The organism is Achromobacter ruhlandii (genome assembly GCF_902859695.1).
GTDB classification, from domain to species: Bacteria; Pseudomonadota; Gammaproteobacteria; order Burkholderiales; family Burkholderiaceae_B; genus Achromobacter; species Achromobacter ruhlandii.
This window is the reverse complement of the sequence record NZ_CADIJL010000018.1, coordinates 1-19676: the sequence shown is the minus strand read 5'-3', so window position 1 is coordinate 19676 and position 19676 is coordinate 1. Positions and strand designations below refer to the sequence as shown.

At 66.5% G+C, this 19676-nt stretch carries 18 protein-coding genes; 9 read left to right on the top strand and 9 right to left on the bottom strand.

The annotated features are described in order from the left end of the window. Positions 1–71 precede the first annotated feature (71 nt). The 7 genes from HV742_RS20305 (at position 72) to HV742_RS20275 (ending at position 6104) form a co-directional block, all read left to right on the top strand. On the top strand, positions 72–1022 hold the full coding sequence (locus HV742_RS20305; protein WP_006227587.1) for a ribose-phosphate pyrophosphokinase: 951 nt from the start codon (positions 72–74) through the stop codon (positions 1020–1022). 129 nt (positions 1023–1151) lie between these two features. Then, positions 1152–1766, top strand: coding sequence for a 50S ribosomal protein L25/general stress protein Ctc (locus HV742_RS20300; protein WP_006385925.1), 615 nt, complete (start codon positions 1152–1154; stop codon positions 1764–1766). Positions 1767–1863: 97 nt separating this feature from the next. Next, positions 1864–2460, top strand: a complete 597-nt coding sequence (pth, locus tag HV742_RS20295) for an aminoacyl-tRNA hydrolase (protein WP_026384832.1) — start codon at positions 1864–1866, stop codon at positions 2458–2460. Beyond that, positions 2460–3239, top strand: coding sequence for a CPBP family glutamic-type intramembrane protease (locus HV742_RS20290; RefSeq protein ID WP_175146228.1), 780 nt, complete (start codon positions 2460–2462; stop codon positions 3237–3239). The genes pth and HV742_RS20290 overlap by 1 nt, the downstream gene beginning before the upstream one ends. A gap of 95 nt (positions 3240–3334) precedes the next feature. Next, positions 3335–4426 carry a redox-regulated ATPase YchF gene (gene ychF, locus HV742_RS20285; protein ID WP_175146227.1) on the top strand — a complete coding sequence of 364 codons (1092 nt, stop codon included), beginning with the start codon at positions 3335–3337 and terminating at the stop codon, positions 4424–4426. Positions 4427–4818: 392 nt separating this feature from the next. After that, on the top strand, positions 4819–5067 hold the full coding sequence (locus HV742_RS20280; RefSeq protein WP_156524677.1) for a hypothetical protein: 249 nt from the start codon (positions 4819–4821) through the stop codon (positions 5065–5067). Next, positions 5064–6104: a PDDEXK nuclease domain-containing protein gene (locus HV742_RS20275; protein ID WP_063569887.1), complete on the top strand. Its 1041-nt coding sequence runs from the start codon at positions 5064–5066 to the stop codon at positions 6102–6104. The genes HV742_RS20280 and HV742_RS20275 overlap by 4 nt, the downstream gene beginning before the upstream one ends. Positions 6105–6304: 200 nt before the next feature. Here the strand turns inward: HV742_RS20275 and HV742_RS20270 are convergent, their stop codons facing one another. The 5 genes from HV742_RS20270 to HV742_RS20250 all read right to left on the bottom strand — a co-directional run bounded on the left by HV742_RS20270 (position 6305) and on the right by HV742_RS20250 (position 13382). Beyond that, positions 6305–8599, bottom strand: coding sequence for a TonB-dependent siderophore receptor (locus HV742_RS20270; RefSeq protein WP_175146226.1), 2295 nt, complete (start codon positions 8597–8599; stop codon positions 6305–6307). A gap of 203 nt (positions 8600–8802) precedes the next feature. Continuing rightward, positions 8803–10455, bottom strand: a complete 1653-nt coding sequence (locus tag HV742_RS20265) for an ABC-F family ATP-binding cassette domain-containing protein (protein ID WP_175146225.1) — start codon at positions 10453–10455, stop codon at positions 8803–8805. Between the two features lie 205 nt (positions 10456–10660). Further along, positions 10661–11158 (bottom strand): DUF2938 domain-containing protein, encoded by a 498-nt coding sequence (locus HV742_RS20260; protein ID WP_068950007.1) that lies wholly within the window; start codon positions 11156–11158, stop codon positions 10661–10663. A gap of 175 nt (positions 11159–11333) precedes the next feature. Next, the gene (locus HV742_RS20255) at positions 11334–11780 is read right to left on the bottom strand and encodes a MarR family winged helix-turn-helix transcriptional regulator (protein WP_054500705.1); all 447 of its coding nucleotides are present in this window, start codon (positions 11778–11780) and stop codon (positions 11334–11336) included. Positions 11781–11783: 3 nt separating this feature from the next. After that, on the bottom strand, positions 11784–13382 hold the full coding sequence (locus tag HV742_RS20250; RefSeq protein ID WP_063582069.1) for an MDR family MFS transporter: 1599 nt from the start codon (positions 13380–13382) through the stop codon (positions 11784–11786). A gap of 337 nt (positions 13383–13719) precedes the next feature. On the opposite strand from HV742_RS20250, the gene HV742_RS20245 reads away from it, so the two are divergent. Further along, positions 13720–16218 carry an AsmA family protein gene (locus HV742_RS20245; protein ID WP_049076143.1) on the top strand — a complete coding sequence of 833 codons (2499 nt, stop codon included), beginning with the start codon at positions 13720–13722 and terminating at the stop codon, positions 16216–16218. Beyond that, positions 16215–16598 (top strand): MOSC N-terminal beta barrel domain-containing protein, encoded by a 384-nt coding sequence (locus HV742_RS20240; protein ID WP_049076140.1) that lies wholly within the window; start codon positions 16215–16217, stop codon positions 16596–16598. The genes HV742_RS20245 and HV742_RS20240 overlap by 4 nt, the downstream gene beginning before the upstream one ends. A gap of 73 nt (positions 16599–16671) precedes the next feature. Here the strand turns inward: HV742_RS20240 and HV742_RS20235 are convergent, their stop codons facing one another. The 4 genes from HV742_RS20235 to rsmD form a co-directional block, all read right to left on the bottom strand. Beyond that, positions 16672–17892: a benzoate/H(+) symporter BenE family transporter gene (locus tag HV742_RS20235; RefSeq protein WP_049076138.1), complete on the bottom strand. Its 1221-nt coding sequence runs from the start codon at positions 17890–17892 to the stop codon at positions 16672–16674. Further along, a complete protein-coding gene (locus tag HV742_RS20230; protein ID WP_049076136.1) occupies positions 17889–18140 on the bottom strand; it encodes a YfhL family 4Fe-4S dicluster ferredoxin in 252 nt (83 codons plus the stop codon). The genes HV742_RS20235 and HV742_RS20230 overlap by 4 nt, the downstream gene beginning before the upstream one ends. 175 nt (positions 18141–18315) lie before the next feature. Next, a complete protein-coding gene (gene coaD / locus HV742_RS20225; RefSeq protein WP_006385942.1) occupies positions 18316–18819 on the bottom strand; it encodes a pantetheine-phosphate adenylyltransferase in 504 nt (167 codons plus the stop codon). A gap of 58 nt (positions 18820–18877) precedes the next feature. Beyond that, positions 18878–19444, bottom strand: a complete 567-nt coding sequence (rsmD, locus tag HV742_RS20220; RefSeq protein WP_049076134.1) for a 16S rRNA (guanine(966)-N(2))-methyltransferase RsmD — start codon at positions 19442–19444, stop codon at positions 18878–18880. Between the last annotated feature and the right edge of the window lie 232 nt (positions 19445–19676).

Below are 19676 nucleotides of genomic sequence, written 5' to 3'. Positions count from 1 at the left end.
TTATTTTCCGGTTCCAGCAGGTTCTCGCATCACCTCGTTAGTGTCTCGAAACGACCATCGCATCATCCATCATGGCAAACGATAGCTTCATGATCTTCACGGGCACGGCCAACACTCGGCTGGCCGTGGACGTAGTCAACCACCTCGATATGTCCCTGGGCAAGATGACCGTCGGTCGCTTCTCGGACGGCGAGGTGATGGTCGAGATCAACGAGAACGTGCGCGGCAAGGACGTCTTCGTCCTGCAGCCCACCTGTGCGCCTACCAATGACAACCTGATGGAAATCATGGTGATGGTCGATGCCCTGCGCCGCGCCTCGGCCGGCCGCATCACCGCCGCCATTCCGTATTTCGGCTACGCCCGCCAGGACCGCCGCCCGCGCTCGGCGCGCGTCGCGATCTCGGCCAAGGTTGTGGCCAACATGCTGCAAGTGGCTGGCGTCGACCGCGTCCTGACGATGGACCTGCACGCCGACCAGATCCAGGGCTTCTTCGACATTCCCGTGGACAACATCTACGCCGGTCCGATTTTGCTGGGCGACATCTGGCGCCGCAATTTCTCGAACCTGGTCGTCGTGTCCCCGGACATCGGCGGCGTGGTGCGCGCCCGCGCGCTGGCCAAGCAGCTCGAAGCCGACCTGGCCATCATCGACAAGCGTCGTCCGCGCGCCAATGTGTCGGAAGTGATGAACATCATCGGTGAAGTCGACGGCCGCACCTGCATCATCATGGACGACATGGTCGACACCGCCGGCACGCTGTGCAAGGCGGCCCAGGCCCTGAAGGACCGCGGCGCCGGCGCCGTCTACGCCTATTGCACGCACCCCGTGCTGTCGGGCGGCGCCATCGACCGCATCGAGGCGTCGGAACTGGACGAACTGGTCGTCACCGACACCATTCCGCTCTCCGAGCAAGGCCAGGCCAGCGGCAAGATCCGCCAGCTGTCGTGCGCCGCGCTGCTGGGCGAGACCATCCTGCGTATCTCGAACGCGGAATCGGTCAGCTCGCTGTTCGTCGACTGACGCCAGCCCCCCACCGTTTTTTGTGTCCTGCTGGTCGCGGCAGGACACAAGCAACACGGCGCACCTGTTGTGCGCCGTGTCTTTAACCGGTGAAGTCCGCTTCGCCATTTTTTGTTTTTGGAGTTTTCCATGAAATTCACTGCCACTGCGCGTAGCGTCCAGGGTTCGAGTGCGAGCCGCCGCCTGCGCCGCGCGGGCCGCGTTCCCGCCATCGTCTATGGTGGTTCGGCTGCCCCGCTGAACATCGAACTCGACCACAACGAGATCTACCACGCCCTGCGCAAGGAAGAGTTCCACGCTTCGATCCTGCAAATGCAGCTCGAAGGCGCCAAGGACGAACAGGTCCTGCTGCGTTCGGTTCAATGGCACGCCTACAAGCCGCAAGTCCTGCACGTGGACTTCCAGCGCGTCGACGCCAACCAGGCGCTGCGCACCAAGGTGCCGCTGCACTTCGTGAACGCTGAAGTCTCGCCGGCCGTCAAGCTGAGCGGCGCGATCATCAGCCACGTCGCCACCGAACTGGAAATCACGTGCCTGCCGTCGGCGCTGCCCCAGTTCATCGAAGTCAACCTGGCCGACATCCTGGCCGGCGCTTCGATCCACCTGGCCGACATCAAGCTGCCGATGGGCGTGACCTACGTCCCGCACGGTGGTGAAGAGAACCCGCTGCTGGCCGCCGCTGTCGTCAAGGGTGGCGCTGCCGCCGACGACGCCGACGCCGCTCCGGCCGCTCCCGCCGCCTAAGTCCTGTCGGAAAGCCTCGGCTTTCCGGCGGCTTGCGCCCGAAACCCTGCGTGTGCATTTGCATGCGCAGGGTTTTTTGGTTTAAACACCCCCCATCATGTCTATTCCCATACGCCTCATCGTGGGATTGGGTAACCCCGGTCCCGACTACGAAACCACCCGCCACAACGCGGGCTTCTGGCTGGCCGACCACCTGGCGGACGACCTGCGCGCCTCGTTCGCGCTGGAGAAGTCGTTCTTCGGCATGGTGGCCAAATCCCGCCTGGGGGCCGACAACGTGCTGCTGCTCAAGCCCAACACCTACATGAACCGTTCCGGCCAGGCGGTCGGGGCGCTGGCGCGCTTCTACAAGCTGACGCCGGAGCAGGTGCTGGTGCTGCACGACGAACTCGACCTGATGCCGGGCCAGGTGAAACTCAAGCAGGGAGGCGGCCACGCCGGCCACAACGGCCTGAAGGACATCCAGGCCGCGCTGGGCAGCCCGAACTTCTGGCGCCTGCGCATCGGCATCGGCCATCCGCGCACGCTCGGCCTGGCGCAGCAGGTGGCGGACTTCGTGCTGCACCCGCCGCGCCGCGAGGAACAGAAGGAGATCGAGGCGGTCATCGACCGCTGCCGCGCCGTGGTTCCCGCCATGCTGGCCGGCGACTTCGCGCTGGCCACCCGCCAGCTGCACAGCGGCAACGACGCCTGATGGACGGCGCTCCGGCTTCCGCCGAACCGCGCAAGCTGCGCTTCCGCAGCGAGCTGGCGGATTTCTGGCGCTTCGTGCGCCGGCCGGGTCCGCTGCGGCGTCTGCCCGGCCGCACGCCGGCGATCGGCTGGGTGTCCGACTGGTGGCCGGGCGTGGGCCCCGGGCGCCTGCTGGCGTGGGCCGCGGTGCTGTGGCTGATCAACCTGTTCGCCCTGGGCCCGGTGGCGGTCGCCGCCGCCGGCGTCGGCGGCGTCACGCATCGGCTGGACCCGGCCAACATCCCCTGGCTGACGGCGGTGATCTGGGCCCCGCTGGTCGAGGAAATGCTGTTCCGCTACGGCCTGCGCCGGCCCAAGCAGGCGCTGTGGCTGTGCCCGGCGCTGCTGCCGGTGGTGCTGTACGGGCCGCGCATCTGGACCGGCCTGCTGCTGGCCGCCTTCGTGCTGCTGGCCTGCTGGTCGTTGCGGCCGCGCCCCGAGCCGCTCAAGGGCTGGAACACCGCCTGGCGGCGCCATTACCTGAAGCACTTCGGCTGGGTCTTCCACCTGGTGGCGCTGACCTTCGCCGCCGTGCATCTGACCAACTTCGTCTTCAACCACACGCCGTACTGGCTGCTGCCGCTGCTGGTGCTGCCGCAGTGGCTGACCGGGCTGGTGCTGGGCTGGATCCGCATCCGCCGTGGCATCGGCGCGGCGATCGCGCTGCACGCCATGTTCAACGCCGGCCCCATTTTGCTGATCTGGGCCGTGATGCGCTGGGCCCCCACGGCGGCCAGTTGAGCCGTCCGTCCCCCCGGGCGCGGTCATCATGGCGCGCCGCCCGGCGGGGTAAACTAGAACGTTAACGATCAATACCGTACTTACACAGGATTCCCATGGCTCTGCAATGCGGCATCGTCGGCCTGCCCAACGTTGGCAAATCGACACTCTTCAACGCTCTGACCCGCGCCGGCATCGCCGCCGAGAACTATCCGTTCTGCACCATCGAGCCGAACGTCGGCGTGGTCGAGGTGCCGGATCCGCGTCTGCAGAAGCTGGCCGAGATCGTCAAGCCCGAGCGCATCCTGTCGGCCACGGTCGAATTCGTCGACATCGCCGGCCTGGTGGCGGGCGCCAGCAAGGGCGAAGGCCTGGGCAACCAGTTCCTCTCGCACATCCGCGAAACCGACGCCATCGTCAACGTGGTGCGCTGCTTCGAGGATCCCAACGTGATCCACGTGGCCGGCAAGGTCGACCCGATCGCCGACATCGAGGTCATCGAAACCGAACTGGCGCTGGCCGACCTGCAGACCGCCGAAAAGGCCCTGCAGCGCCACCAGAAGACCGCCCGTTCCGGCGACAAGGAATCGCAGCGCATCGTCGCCGTGCTGGAAAAGTGCGTGGCGCAACTGAACGAAGCCAAGCCGATCCGCGCGCTCGACCTGACCACCGAGGAAAAGGCCGACATCGCCCAGCTCTGCTTCATCACCGCCAAGCGCGCGATGTACGTGGGCAACGTGGCCGACGACGGCTTCACCAACAACCCGCTGCTGGACCGCCTGACCGAATTCGCCGCCGCCCGCAACGCGCCGGTGGTCGCCATCTGCGCCGCCATCGAGTCGGAAATCGTCGACCTGGACGACGCCGACCGCCAGGCCTTCCTGTCGGACATGGGCATGGAAGAACCGGGCCTGAACCGCCTGATCCGCGCCGCCTTCAAGCTGCTGGGCCTGCAGACCTACTTCACCGCCGGCGTCAAGGAAGTGCGCGCCTGGACCGTGCCGATCGGCGCCACCGCGCCCCAGGCCGCGGGCGTCATCCACACCGACTTCGAACGCGGCTTCATCCGCGCGCAGACCATCGCGTATGAAGACTACATCGCCTACAAGGGCGAGCAGGGCGCGAAGGAAGCGGGCAAGATGCGCGCGGAAGGCAAGGAATACATCGTGCAGGATGGCGATGTGATGAATTTCTTGTTCAACGTCTGATCAGGGCGGGCCATTCTTAGTTAATTGCCTGAGTGCTCGGCGGCCCGTGGTGGTTGCGAAAGGTCTTCCAACCCACCCTTGGGGGCTGCCGAGTTCCAATCGCTCGTCTGACTCTGGACGATTGCGTTGAAGTTAAGGGTGATGGTCTGTCGTCGCGCTGCTTTGACTGCGTGGCGTTCTAGGGGGGGGCTGGCGGGCGTGAATAGCCCAATTCCGCCTCCTATTCGATGTCCGTCGAATAGAGGTACTGATTCCGCCAATGAGGGTAACGAGTCGGAGAATTACCTCATTTGAGCGTGGTGAGATGACACTTGCCGAACGGGTGTTGCCTTCCGATTGTGTTCGTCTTGAAATGATGCATTCTCATGTCAAGATATCATCGGATCACAATAATGCAGTGCTCTCTTGTTATCCCCCGGCAGGCAAACGGCTCGTATCTTTCCGAGCTATGCGAGGAATATCCGGCAGCTTACAAGAGTTATTCCTGCGAGAACGCGCATGAAGTAGCTGTCGAGTATGGTGGTCTGGATGAACTCATGGCCGAATACCAGCTGATCACCCAACAACTCGACGAGGCACAACGGGCGCTGAAACCAGAACTACTGACCGCGCTCAATGCCACCAGCGGAGACGCAGCATGAACGACAAGCCCGCCTCCTTGATGTCCGTGCCCGAAGGCTACGACCACTGGCTGGGAGAGCTGAAAGTCCGCATTTCCACGGCTCAACAGCAGGCGGCGCGTGCGGTCAATCGCGAGTTGGTGCTGCTTTACTGGCAGATCGGTCAGGACATCTTGCAACGGCAGACCGAACAAGGCTGGGGGGCCAAGGTGATCGAGCGGCTGGCCCATGACCTGCGCACCGCTTTCCCTGACATGAAAGGGTTTTCCCCGCGCAACCTCAAGTACATGCGTGCCTTTGCCCAAGCCTGGCCGGATGCTTCATTTGTGCAAGAGGTGCTTGCACAATTGCCCTGGTACCACCAACTGGCGTTGCTGGACAAGCTGTCCAGTCCTGAAGCCCGCCGTTGGTATGCTGCTCGGGCCATCGAACACGGTTGGTCGCGCAATGTGCTGGTTATGCAGATTGAAACCAAGCTGCTGGAACGCAATGGTCAGGCCGTCACCAATTTCGACACGCGCTTGCCTGCACCACAATCCGACCTTGCACGCGAGTCGTTGAAAGATCCCTACCGTTTTGACTTTCTCGGCCTGACCGAGGAAGCGCAGGAACGGGCAATCGAAAACGCACTGGTCAAACACGTTACCGAGTTTCTGCTGGAGCTGGGCGCGGGTTTTGCCTTTGTTGGGCGGCAAGTGTTGCTCAACGTGGGGGGTGAGGAGTTCTTCATCGACCTGCTGTTCTACCACCTGAAGCTACGCTGTTACGTCGTCATCGAACTCAAGGGAGGCGCCTTCAGGCCAGAGCATCTGGGGCAACTGGGTTTTTACCTCACCACCGTAGATCGTCAGGTCAAGCACGAACAGGACAACCCCACCATTGGCCTGCTGCTGTGCAAGAGTAAAAACAAGGTGGTGGCCGAATACGCCTTGGGTGACAAAACACAACCCATGGGTATTGCCGAGTACAAACTGTTGGAATCCCTGCCTGAAGAGCTGCAAACCAGCCTGCCTAGCATCGAACAGATCGAGCGAGAGCTGGGAGGCGAGCATGAATAAGCACACCGCCGAATAGCTGGAAAGGCTCGACCTTTTGTAGGCATCGGCAGACGCGTCTTTCCAAGCCGAGCGAGGCGTCGATGCCTGCGGGCATTAGAAATATATGAGTCAGACGAGTGCGCAAATCCGCCTGCGCCGGTATGGGACCGGCGCGAGCGGATGGTGGAGTATGTATTGCTCCGACACGGGTAGCGCGGTGTTCAAAACTTCGCCTGCAAGCTCAACGTCACCCGCCGCGGCTCGCCATAGATCAAGCCGTTGTAGAACCCATACTGCCGGTAGTACGTCTTGTCGAACAGATTGCTGACGTTCAGCATGGCCGACAGTTGGCGGTTGATGTCGTAGCGCGCCATCGCGTTGAACAGCGCATAGCCCTTCAGCGGAATCGGCGAGTCGTCGAAGCCGCCGCGGCCGTCCGGCCGGCCAGGGTAGGGCTCGGACACCGTCTTGCCTTGCCAGGTCATGCCGCCGCCGATGGTCAGCCCGCGCAGCATTCCCTGCAGCCGGTAGGTGGTGTTCAGCCGCAGCAGATGGCGCGGGTCGGGGCGCTCGGCGGTGTCCTTGTTGCCGACGTCCAGATAGGTGTAGCCCAGATAGACGTTCCAGGCGGCCGTCACGGCGCCGGCGATTTCGGCGTCGACGCCCTTGACGATGACGCCCGTGCCTGTCCGGTAGGCCTGGTCGCCATCGGGCGTCAACCTGTCGCCGTCTTTCAGGGCGACATTCTTCTGCAGGCCGCGGAATGCCGACACGGCGGCATTGAGCGCGCCATTGAACCATTCGCCCTTGATGCCGGCCTCGTAGCTGGCGCCCGTGATGGGCTTGAGGGCGTCGCCGCTTTCGTTCTTGCTGGTCTGCGGCGTGAATACGTCGGTGTAGCTGGCGTAGACCGAGTAGTTGGGCGTCAACCCGTAGACCAGGCCGTAGTAGGGCGTCCAGGCGTGGGCGGCGTTTTCGCCGGTGCGCGCGCCGCGGACACCCGCCGCGTTGTAGTTGTCGCTGTGGATCTGGTAGGCGCTGCGGCGCAGTCCGGTGATCAGGGTCAGGTCGTCGGCGAGCTCGAAGCGGCCCGCGACGTAGCCGCCATAGAGCGTTGTCCGGGTGACGCGGCGGGCATCGGTGCGGAACGCGCGGATGTTGCCGTATTCGTCGCCGCGCCAGGCGCGCCAGTCCGCGACGGGCAGCTCGGTGCGGTATTGGCAGCGGCCCCGGAAGCCGGCGATGCCGTCGATGCTGCAGTTGCTGCTGTTGAAGGTCCAGGACGGTTCGTCCATGCGCGAGCCGTTCAGGCCGACGAGCAGTTCATGCCGGCGTCCGAACAGTTCCAGGGGGCCCGAGAGGTCCAGCGAGAACGCGTCGGTTTCGCCTTCCGTTTCCGAGTGGATGGCATTGAGGTAGGCGCCGCTGCCGTCCTGCTTCCAATGGGGCCAGCGGACCTTGCCGTTGTTGACCTTGACCGCGCCCTTGTTGTTCAGGTCCGCGCGCGAGGTGTGGGCATAATCGGCGCGCAGCTTCCAGTCGTTGTCGAAGCGATGGTCGAGCGAGGCGAACAGCGTCTTCGCTTCCATGTCGGTCTTGCTCCAGTCCGCCGCCAGGTTGACGTTGCGGCGGAAATGGGTCGGCGATCCGTCCGCGAACCAGGCGGGCACGTTGGCGCCCCAGGAGGCGCCGTGGAAGATGCTGTGTTCGTACTGGAAGCCCAGGCCCACCTGCGTGCGGGCTGTCACATCCATGGCGATGCTGGCCAGGAACCCCTGCCGTTCGATGCTGGAGTGGTCGCGGAACACGTCGGAGTTCTCGCCGCTGAATACCAGGCGCGAGCGCACGCGGCCGTCCGCCGCCAGCGGGATGTTGATGTCGCCGACGGCATTCTTCTTGTTCCAGCTTCCGGTGCGCAGGGTCAGGCTCGCGCCGAGCTCGCGGCCGGGACGTTTGCGCACCAGGTCGACGGTGGCGGAGGGGTCGCCGGTGCCGCCCAACAATCCGTTTGCGCCCCGCACGATGCTGACGCGGTCGTAGAGATCCATGTTGATCGCGCCGCTGCCGCCGCTGTTGAACGAGGACCCGCCGATGACCGACAGGCCATCGACCTTGTAGTTGGTGATGTTGAATCCGCGTGCGCGGTAGGTGGTGCGCCCGCCGTTGTCCATTTCGACGAAAGTGATGCCCGTGGTGCTGCCCAGCACGTCGCCGATGGACTGCATGCCCTGGTCGTCCATCTGCTGGCGGGTCACCACCGACACGGACTGGGGCGTTTCCCTGGGGCTGAGCGTCAGGCCGGTGGAGGCGCGGGTCGCGGGCACGGTATAGGCGCGTGTCGCCTCGGTGGGTTCGTCTGCCTGGCCGCTCACTTCAATGGCCGGCAGCGTGGCGGGTCCGGGCGATGCGGTGTCGGCGCCATCCGGCTGTCGCGCCTGGAGGGGGGCGGACGCGGAGGCCAGGGCAAGCGTGATCAGGCCAAGCAGTACGGACGAGCCCGACGAGTGGTGGTGCATGACAATCCATCCCTGTTCATATTGGAAAAGAAGCGCCATTGATTTGCATTTTTATTTATCTAAATGGCTGCCAGGGAATATGCCGGAAGTCGGCCGGGTTGGGCCACGCAATGCGCAATGGGCCGGCAAAAGAAGACTTGTTTAAGGGGGGGCGAACCCGTGTTAACGGGATCCGGCTGTGCGATTGCGCGGCGCGCGGGGCTTCATCGCCATGCCGGCGCATCGGCATGGCGTGTGAATGCCTGCCAGGGTTCCAGCAGCCAGCCCTGTTGCGTGGCCCGAAGCCTGTCCGTGAGCGCCAGGTTGTCCAGGAACGCCTCGTCGTGCGACACCACGACCAGCGCGCCCGCATAGCCGCGCAGCAGGCTTTCCAGGGCGAGCAGGGAGGGCAGGTCGAGGTGATTGCCCGGTTCGTCCAGCAGCAACAGGCGCGGCGGCGGATCGGCGTAGAGCGCGCACGCCAGCGCTGCCTTCAGGCGTTCGCCGCCGCTGAGCGAGCCGCTGGGCGCCTGGATCTTGCGCGCATCCAGGCCGAGGTGGGCCAGGCGTGTGCGCAGTTCGCCTTCGTCCAGGTCGGGATTGGCGGCTCGCAGTTGTTCGAGCACGGGCCGCTCCGAGGCCAGGCCGGCCAGCCGCTGGTCGAGATAGACGCTTTCGGGCGCCGCCGTCCTCTCGCCCGACAGGGGCGCAAGCTGGCCCGCCAGCACCTTCAGCAAGGTCGATTTGCCGCAGCCATTCGGGCCGGTGACCGCCACGCGTTGCAGGCCGCCCAGCAGCAGGCTGACATGACGGGTGGGCGCCGCGATGAACGGCAGCGTGACGTCGTCCAGTTGCGCCACGCGCCGCTGCGCCGGCTGCGCGACGGGCAAGGCGTGCAGTGAGATCGCGGTGTCCTTTTCGACTTGCGCCGCGGCGTCGCGCACGGACTGCGCCAAGCGTTCGTGCGCGGCTGCGTGTTGTTGCTTCAGTCTGCCGGCCGAATCCTCGCTGCGGCCCTTTTGCCGGTCGAGCAGGATCCTGGCCTGGTTGGCCTGCTTGCCGTGCCGCTGGCCGCGCGCCTGCCGGCGCTCCTGCCGTTCGCGCTGGGCCTGCATCGCCTGTGCTTCGCGCCGGCGTTCGAGCTTGCGGTGTTCCAGCTGCTCCAGCGCATTGACGCGTTCCTGCGCCTTGCTGACGGCATAGGCGCTGTAGTTGCCGCCGTAGCCGCGCAGGCCCAGCGATGACAACTCCACGATGCGCGCCAGGGTGTCGAGCAGTTGCCGGTCATGGCTGATGACCAGCAGGCCGCGCGGCCAATGGCGCAGTTGTTCGATCAGCGCGTCGCGGTTGCGGCGGTCCAGGTGGTTGGTGGGTTCGTCCAGGATGAGGAAGTCGGCTTCGGACAGCATGGCGCTGGCCAGCGCGACGCGCATGGCTTCGCCGCCGCTGAGGCTGCTGGCGGGCGTCGCGGCGTCGAGATGGCCCAGGCCGTCGCGTTCCAGCGCGTGATGCAGGCGTTGGCGGATGTCCCAACGGTCGCCGACGCATTCGAAGTCTTCCGGCGCGCTGCTGCCGGCCTCGATGCGCGTCAGCGCCTCTAGCGTGGCTTGCACGCCGGCCAGGCTGGCGACGGTGGCGCCGGGCGGCGGAGAGACCTGCTGGGCCAGGTAGAAGACGCTGCCCGAGCGCAGGCAGCGTCCGCTCGACGGCGACAATTGCCCCGCCAGGATGCGCGCGAGCACGGTCTTGCCGGCGCCGTTGCGCCCGACCAGGCCGGTGGGGCGGGTATCGAAGGTTTCGTCGAGTCCGGAAAAGAGGGGGCTGCCGTCGGGCAGCAGATACGACACGCCTTCCAGCGTGAGATAAGGAGTCGTCATGCGTGATGCTTCCAGGGATGCCAGGAACTCCCCCTGCGAACGGGGGCGGGTGGAGACTGGCCGTCATTGCGACGGCGGCATCAATGGCGCATGGGACGAATACCTCGATGACTGTGATCCAGGCCGATACTGTAAAAGCCCTCGGCGGAATTGGCAAAATTCGCGCGAGGCAAGGCTGCCCGGGCTGACGGGGGCGTGCGCCGTTTCAGGCCTCCAGAGCCAGCGCCACGGCCCATCCCGCCAAGTACAAGCCCACGCCGAACGACGCATGCGCCATCAGGCTGCGCAGCCGCGCCACGGCGGGCTTCGGGGTCTTGCGCGCCGCGAGGCCGGCGCCCATGCCCGGTTGCAGGATCAGGAATGGCGCGGCGACGGTGGCGATGCCGACGATCAGCGCCGGAGGCAGCGTGGGCCGCGCGGCCCAGGCCGGCCCCCAGATCGCCAGCAGCAGGAGCGCGAACAGGATGCCGATGGCGTAGTGGGCGATCCAGCCGATGGCGCGTTCGCCCGCCACGGGGGCCGAGCGCGCGATGCCGGGATGGGTCAGCCGTCCCTGTGGTAGATGGCCGAGCCAGCGGCCCACCATGGCGTAATCCAGCGATGGCACGCCGAACAGGCGCTTGAGCAGCAGGGCCCACAGGTCCATGACGAGGGTGGCGCCGACGCCGATCAGCACGGCGCGAAGGAATAGCCCAGGAAGCATGCGGGTTCCGGCAAGCGAAATAACAATCAATGGATTGATTGAATGTTATTCAATAACATTTTCGAGTGTCAACGTCACGGACCGATGATGGGCATATTGCCCACGCGAAGCGGCGGCGGTGGGAAGGCCTTTGCCTGTGGGCTTGCAGCGCCGCCACGGGCGGCCCCCGGCGCCGTTATTCGCCCTTGCCGCCACCCGCCGCGCGCAGGAAGTTTTCTTCCAGCACGTTCAGCACGCGGTTCAGCGTGTCGATGTCGGCGGCCGACAGGCCCTTGAGCGATTCGTCGAAGAAGGCCGCCCGCTTGGGCAGGGCCTCGTCGACCACGGCCTGGCCGGCCGGCGTGAGGCGGGCGTTGGTCAGGCGGTTGTCGTTCGGATCCACGGCGCGCGCGATCCAGCCGAGCTTCTGCATGGCCTGCAGTTGGCGGGTGAGCGAGGCGGGATCGAGGCGGCAGCGCTCGGCCAGGTGCTTCTGCGAGCACTGGCCGCATTCATGCAGCGCCAGCAGGATGCGCCAGCGCGGCAGCGCGTGGCCGACCCGGCCGCTGAAGGCGCTCTGCATGACGCGGTAGGTCTGGCCCATGTGCTGGATGACCTGCAGGCCCTGTTGTTGTTTGGGCAAAAGCTACTCTCCGACGCTGGCGGGCTCCGGCTTGGAGACGCGCGCCAATTGCACCAGGGGGACGCGCCGCACGCACCACAGCGCCAGCACCGCGACCGCCAGGGCGATGAGCTGCCCCTCGTGGATGGCGCCGACCAGCGCCACCCGCGCGATCTCGATCAGCGACGTTCCATCCTGGCCTTGATGCGCCAATTGTGCCAGGAACTGCGTCTGGGCCTGGGGGTTGACCAGCATCTGCGGGTCGTCCAGCTGCGGCAGCCAGCGCGCCGAGGCCCCGCGCAGCGTCGATTCGACGCCGCTGAAATAGCTGTGGTTGACCATGGTGCCGACCACGGCGGTGCCGAGCATGCCGCCGATCATGCGCAGCGATTGCAGCAGCGCGGTGGCGATGCCCAGGTGGCTGCGGCCGGCGGTCTGCTGCGCGAACACGGTCAGGTTGGGCATGATGAAGCCCATGCCGAGGCCGGCCATCAGCATATAGGCGGCGATCAGGCCGTGCGCGGTGTAGTTGTGGGTGGTGACGATGCCCAGACAGGACAGCGCCATCAGGATGAAGCCCGCGTACAGCATGCGGTTGGGGTTGCGGATGCGGGTGATGATGCGGCCGTTGATGATGCTGCCCACGGTGATGAAGACCACCATCGGCGTGATCAGCAGCCCGGCGTCCTGCGGCGACAGGCCGAAGCCGCCCTGCAGCAGCAGCGGTGCATAGAACAGCAGCGAATACATGGTCACGCCCACCAGCAGCGCCAGTATGAACAGCATCGCCAGGCCGCGGTTGCGGAACATGTCGAACGGCAGCAGCGGATGCGGACAGCGCCGCTCCCACCAGTACAGCAGGCCGAAGGCGGCGGCGCTGCCGGCGCCCAGCAGCACGATGGTGGCGCTCAGGCCTTCCTTGGGCAGCAGCTCCACCAGCAGTTGCAGGCCGCCCAGCGCGGCGGCGATCAGCAGCGCGCCCTGCCAGTCCAGGCGCACCTTGCCGGTGGTGTGATTGCGCAGGTGCGGCAGGTAGCGCGCGACGAACCAGAGGCCGAGGATGCCGATGGGCAGGTTGACGTAGAACACCGAGCGCCAGCCGTAGTGCTCGGTCAGCGCGCCGCCCAGCGTCGGGCCGACCGCATTGGCGATGCCGAAGGCCGAACTGAGCATGACCTGCCAGCGCAGCCGCACGTGCGGGTCCGGAAACAGGTCGGGGATGGAGGCGAAGGCGGTGCCCACCAGCATGCCGCCGCCCACGCCCTGCAGGGCCCGCGCCAGCACCAGCGTGAACATGCTGTCGGCCGCGCCGCACAGCACCGAGGCCAGCGTGAACAGCACGATCGCCGCCACCACGAAGGGCTTGCGGCCATAGTAGTCGCCCAGCCGGCCGAAGATCGGCACGGTGATGACCGAGGTCAGCAGGTAGGACGTCGCCACCCACGCGTACAGCTCGAAGCCCTTGAGTTCGGCCACGATGGTGGGCAGCGCGGTGCCCACCACGGTCTGGTCGATGGCCACCATCATCATGACGAAGCACATGCCCAGCATGGCGAGCAGGGTCTGCCGGAAGGGAAGCACCTGGCCGGGCGAATAAGGGGTGCTGGGGGCGGGGGCGGACATTGTTGGATCGATCAATGATTGATGGATCAATCATTCTAGCCCTACAATCCCCGAGACAGAAAACCGTCAGTTTCGGGCCCGGCGCGCAGGTGGGCCCGATTTGTTACGATAGCGGTATGTGCACGCTGGTGTTGCCGGCGTCTTTCAGCAGGTCTTTCCATGGCAGTTCCTTTCCGCTTGGCGTCCCGGCTCCCGGCCTGGCGCTCGCGGCGGCACGCGATCGAAGACGGACAAATCAGGAAGCCTCGCGCCGGGCGCGACGGCATAGCGCCATTCCCGCGCCGGACGCGGGGGGTGGCATTCAAGGATTACCAGTCGAGGTACCGACGGGGCGGCAATGAAAACGTGGTTCAAGCGCATTCTGATAGGCCTGGTGGTGTTGGTTGTCGTGGCCGTCGTTGGCCTGGCCATCTTTCTGCTGACGTTCGACCCCAACGCGTACAAGTACAAGCTCGAAGAGCTGGTCCAGGAACGCTATCACCGCACCCTCACGATCGACGGCGAGATCGAGCTGTCGCTGTTCCCGCGCATCGGCCTGTCGGTGCAGGGCGTGTCGCTGTCCGAGGTCAATAGCACCGAGACCTTCGCTTCCATCCAAAGCACTCGCCTGGCGGTGGCCGTGTGGCCGCTGCTGTCCAACAGTTTCGTGGTGGACCACGTCGCCATCAGCGGCTTCAAGGCGCGCGTGGTGCGGGGCAAGGACGGCCAGTTCAACTTCAGCAATCTGGTGGGCGGCACCGCGCCCGTGGTGGCCACGCCCGCCAATCCCGCCGAGGCCCTCGCGGGGGCGGCGCAGACCGCCGCGCAGGCGCTGACCAGCGGCACGCTGCCGCCGTCGCGCAATAACATGCAGATCGACATTGCCGGCCTCGACCTGAAGGACGGCGAGGTGCTGCTGCAGGACGAGATGTCGGGCATGGCCGTGGCCGTGACCAAGATCAACGCCAACACCGGCCGCGTCACGTTCAACCAGCCGTTCGACGTGCGCCTGACGGCGCGCCTGGAAGGCGGCAACCCGCGCATCGACGCCAACCTGACCGGCCAGGCGCTGCTGACGCTGGACCCTTCCGCCAAGCGCTACGCGGCGCAGAAGCTGGACCTGCGCATGGACGGCAAGCTGCCTGGCGCCGAGGCCAAGAGCCTGGCGATGCGCGGCAACCTGGCGTTCAACGGCCAGAAGTCGGCGCTGGACGTGGCTGGCCTGGAAGTGGTGTTCCAGGGCGACGTGACCGACCCGGCCGCGCGCGCCACCAACGTGGACGCCAGCGTGGCCATGCCCAAGCTGTCGATCGACCCGCACAAGAGCCAGTTGCAGATCGAAAAGCTGGCGGTGCGCGCCAAGGGCGGCGTGGCCGACGGCCCGTTCGAATTCGCCGTGGACGCGCCGGCGCTTAACATTTCGCCGACACAGGCCACGGGCGAGGCCCTGACCGGCCGCGTGCGCATCAGCGGGCTGGATGCCAGCTTCGGCCTGAACGGCATCAGCGGCAACGCCACCGAACTCGATATCAAGGAAGCCAAGCTCGACAGCACCTCCAAGAAGGGCGAGCGCGTGGTCAAGCTGACCTTCGCCTCGCCGCTGTCGCTGAACCTGCTGCAGCGCCGCGGCGGCCTGGCGGGACTGCGCGGCGATGTCAACATCACCGATCCGGGTCTGCCCAAGGGCAGCCTGCAGATTCCCGTGATCGGCAGCCTCAACGTCGACCTGCTCAAGGACACGGCCAGCAGCAAGATCAACGCCGTGCTCGAAGGCGGCAAGTTCGACCTGACCGCCGACATCGCCAAGCTGAGCGATGCGCCGCAGGTGAATTTCGCGCTGGCCGTGGACACGCTGGATCTGGACAAGCTGGTGCCGCCGGCGGCCGCCGCCGCGCCCGCCAAACCGCCCGCCGACGGCAAGAAGGACGAGAACAAGCCGGCGCAGCCCGCTCCGGCCGCGCCCGTGGACGATACGATCAACCTGTCGGCGCTGGTCGGCCCCAGCGTGAACGGCACGCTCAAGGTCGGCAAGCTGGTGGTGCGCGGCCTGAAGGCCGATGACGTCGCCGCCGCCCTCAAGCTCGATCGCGGCAAGCTCGACATCTCCAGCCTGACCGCCGGCCTGTACGGCGGCAAGCTGGCCGGCGCGCTGTCGCTGGACGCGGCGCAGGGCAACCAGCTGGCCACCAAGATGTCGCTGGCCGGCATCGCCATCGAGCCGCTGCTGATGGACCTGGCGCAGCGCGACGTGCTGAGCGGCACCGGCAGCCTGGCGCTGGACCTGAAGACCGCCGGCGCCAATTCCTACGCCATGAAGAGCGGCCTGGGCGGCACGCTGCAGGTGCGGTTGCGCGACGGCGCCGTCAAGGGCATCAACCTGACGCAGACGCTGCGCGAACTGAAGGCCGCGCTCAAGCCGGAGTCGCAGGACGAGACGGTGGCGGCCGACACCAGCAAGCAGACCGCGTTCTCGGAAATGGATGCCGACCTGGCCTTCACCAAGGGCGTGGCCAGCGTGAAGCGGCTGAACGTGGTGTCGCCGTTGCTGCGCGTGACGCAGGGCGAGCCGGCCACCATCGACTTCGTCAGGAGCGAGCTGGACCTGGTGGCGCGCGCCCGCGTGGTCAACCCGGCGGCCGATCCCGAAGGCAAGGAACTGATCGACCTGAAGGACGTGACCATCCCGGTGCACGTCAAGGGGCCGTTCGACAAGCCTTCCTACACGCTGCTGTGGAAGGACGCCGTCGCCGGCATCCTCAAGCGCAGCCTGGAAAACAAGCTGCGTGAAGCCGTGACCGGCAAGGGCAAGGGCGGCGCGGCGGTGGACAAGGCCCTGAAGGGCTTGCTGGGCAAATGAGCGCCGCCTTCCAGCCCATCGCCCAGTGCGGCGTGACGGCGCAGGCCGAGGCCGCGCCGTATCACCGCCAATGGCTGGTGGCCAACGATTCGGGCCAATGGCTCAACCGCGAGCTGTGCCCGCGGCTGGCCGACGTGGCGGTGGAACTGCGCCTGGGCTACCTGGTGCTGCGCGCGCCGGGCATGCTGCGCATGGATATTCCGCTGGACGTGATCGAGGACGACGACAGCGTGCGCTACAGCATGAAGGTCGGCGAGCAGGTCATCGACGTGGTCGACGAAGGCGAGCTGGCCGCCGCCTGGATCTCGAATTTCGTGCAGGTGCCGTGCCGCATCCTGAAGGTGCATCCGGACACGCCTGTGTCCGTCTGGCCGGACTGAGCCTGGCGCGGGAAATCCAGGGGCGCGCCGCTGCGGGACGCGCTTGTCACCGGCAACGCATGAAGCGGCTGCTTCAGGCCGCCGGCCTGCGCTTGTATTCGAACACGGTGTGGGCCAGCAGGCCCGCCACCAGGCCCCAGAAGGCCGAACCGATCCCCCAGAAACTGAAGCCCGACGCCGTCGCCAGCAGCGTGATGAGCGCGGCTTCGCGCCGCTGTGGGTTGGCCATGGCGGCGGCCATGCCGCCCATGATGGTGCCCAGCAGTGCGAGGCCCGCCAGCGCCGCCAGCAGCGCGGCCGGCAGCGCCTGGAAGAACACCGCCACCGCGCCGGCGACGATGCTCAGCGCGAAATAGCTGACGCCGTAGGTGGCCGCGGCGATGTAGCGCTTGGACGGTTCGGCGTGCGCTTCGGGGCCGGTGCAGATGGCCGCACTGATCGCGCCCAACGTGACGCTGTGGGCGCCGAACGGGGCGGCCAGCAGGCCGAGCAAGCCGGTGGCGGCGACCAGCCGCGAGGCCGGCGGACGGTAGCCGGCGGCCTGCAGGATGGCCAGGCCGGGCAGGTTCTGCGAGGCCATCGCCACCACGAACAGCGGCACGCCCAGGCTGATCGCGGCCTGCATGCTGAAGACGGGCGTGGTCCAGACGAACTCGGTCAGGTGCCAGTCGAGCTGGTCGACCCGCATCAGGCCCAGGCCGGCCGCCATGGCGACCGCCACGGCCATCACCACCAGCACCGCGTAGCGCGGCGCCCAGCGCCGGCACACCAGGTAGGCGGCGCACATGGCCAGCACCAGCGCCGGCTGCTTGCCGACATTGGTGAAGATGCCCATGCCGAAGTTGAGCAGCACGCCCGCCAGCATGGCGGCGGCGACTTCGCCGGGAATGCGGCGCAGGATGGGATCGATCCAGCCGAACAGGCCGCAGGCCAGCGTCAGCGCGGCGGCCAGCACGAAGGCGCCGATGGCTTCGGGAAACGGCACGCCGGCCAGCGCGGTGACCAGCAGGGCCGCGCCGGGCGTGGACCAGGCCATGACGATAGGCAGGCCGGTGCGCAGGCTGTAGGCCGCGCCGCCCAGGCCCAGCACCAGGCTGAGCGAACCGATCCAGGAGCCGATGCGGGCGGCGTCCAGGCCGGCGGCATGGCCGGCCTGCACCATCAGCACGGCGGTGCCGCCGAAGCTGACCAGCACGGCGACCAGACCGGCCGCGATCGCGGAGGCGGACAGGTCGCGGCGGGCGTTGGGGCGGGTGGCGGGGGGATCGAAGACGGGTTGCGCGGTGTCGCTCATGCGGCACCGGTCAGGCGGCGGTACTTGGCCATCAGCTGTTCCTGGCCTTCATTCCATTGCGGGTGCAGCTCGATGCACTCCACCGGGCAGACCACCTTGCATTGCGGCTCGTCGTGATGGCCGACGCATTCCGTGCAGCGGTCAGGGTCGATGACGTAGTATTCCTCGCCCATGGAAATCGCGTCGTTCGGGCACTGGGGCTCGCAAACGTCGCAATTGATGCATTCTTCGGTGATGGTCAGGGCCATGATGGGGAGGCTACGGAATCCGGCAGGGATGATGCAATTGTACTGCCGGGCCCGACGGGCGCCCGGCATGCCCCTGGCGTCGACCTGCCCATCCTGGCGATCGCGGGCGCCAAAACGCAGGGAGGGCGCGCAAGGCGCCCTCCGGGAGGGTTCGGTGAGCCGGGGGCCGGGGCGCTCAGCCCGGCCAGGATTGCTCGCGGCGTTCCTTGGCCTTTTCCTGCAGCCAGCGTTCCACCGAGGGGAACACGAACTTGCTGACGTCGCCGCCCAACTGGGCGATTTCGCGCACGATGGTGCCGGAGATGAACTGGTATTGATCCGACGGCGTCATGAATAGCGTTTCGACGTCGGGCAGCAGGTGGCGGTTCATGCCGGCCATCTGGAATTCGTATTCGAAGTCGGACACGGCGCGCAGGCCGCGCACGATGACGCGCCCGCCCTGGTCGCGCACGAAGTCCTTGAGCAGGCCTCCGAAGCTCTGCACTTCCACGTTGGGATAGTGCCCCAGCACTTCGCGCGCGATGTCCACGCGCTCGTCGATGCTGAAGAAGGGCTTCTTGTTGCGGCTGTGCGCGATGCCGACGACGACTTTGTCGAAAAGCGTGGCGGCGCGGCGGACCAGGTCTTCGTGGCCTCTGGTCAGCGGGTCGAAAGTGCCGGGGTAAACAGCGATGATCATGCGAGCTCCGTACCGTTATTAGTGGTGTACACCATCCTCCGAAGCTCGGATTATTGATCTATTTGCGCAATGCAGCAAATTCCAGCAGATGGTAGTGGACCGCGCCTGCCTTGTCCTGGCGCAGGATCTCGAAGCCGTCGGGCGGTTCGATGGGGCTTTCGGCCTCGACGTAGACCAATCCGCCCTCGGCCAGGATGCCGGGCAGGATCGGCCACAGGCGCGGCAGCCAGCCCTGGCCGAAGGGCGGATCCAACAGGATGAGGTCAAAGCGGGACGCATCCATTCTTTCGACGACCTGCATCGCATCGCCCACATGGATGCGTATCATGTCGGCTTTGAGCTTGTCGCGCAGTGTCCGCAGCGCGGACGCGGCAGTCTTGTCGCGTTCCACCATCTGCACATGCGCCACGCCGCGCGAGGCCGCCTCGAACCCCAGGGCGCCGCTGCCGGCGAACAGATCCAGCACCTGCTTGTCGGCGAATTCGCCGCCCCATAGGTGATTGAGCCAGTTGAACAGCGTTTCCCGCACCCGGTCGGGCGTCGGGCGGAGCGTCTCCACGTCGGGCACGACGATAGGGGTGCGCCGGTATTGGCCCCCGACGATACGAATATACTTGTTACCCATGTTTAGCCGCTTCTTCAAGAAAAAATCCCCTCCGCCCGCCGCGCCGGCCCAGCCCGCGCCGCCGCCGGAGCAGGTGGACGCCGGGATCGCGCCGCAAGCCGAGGCCGAGGTCCCCGCCCAGCCCGTCGAACCCGCCGTTCCGGCGCGCGAATTCGCGCCCGTCGCGACGCCCGAGGTGACCCTGCCGGTGCCCTCCGCCGAGGTGCCCGCGCCGGCGTCGGCCAGCGTGCCG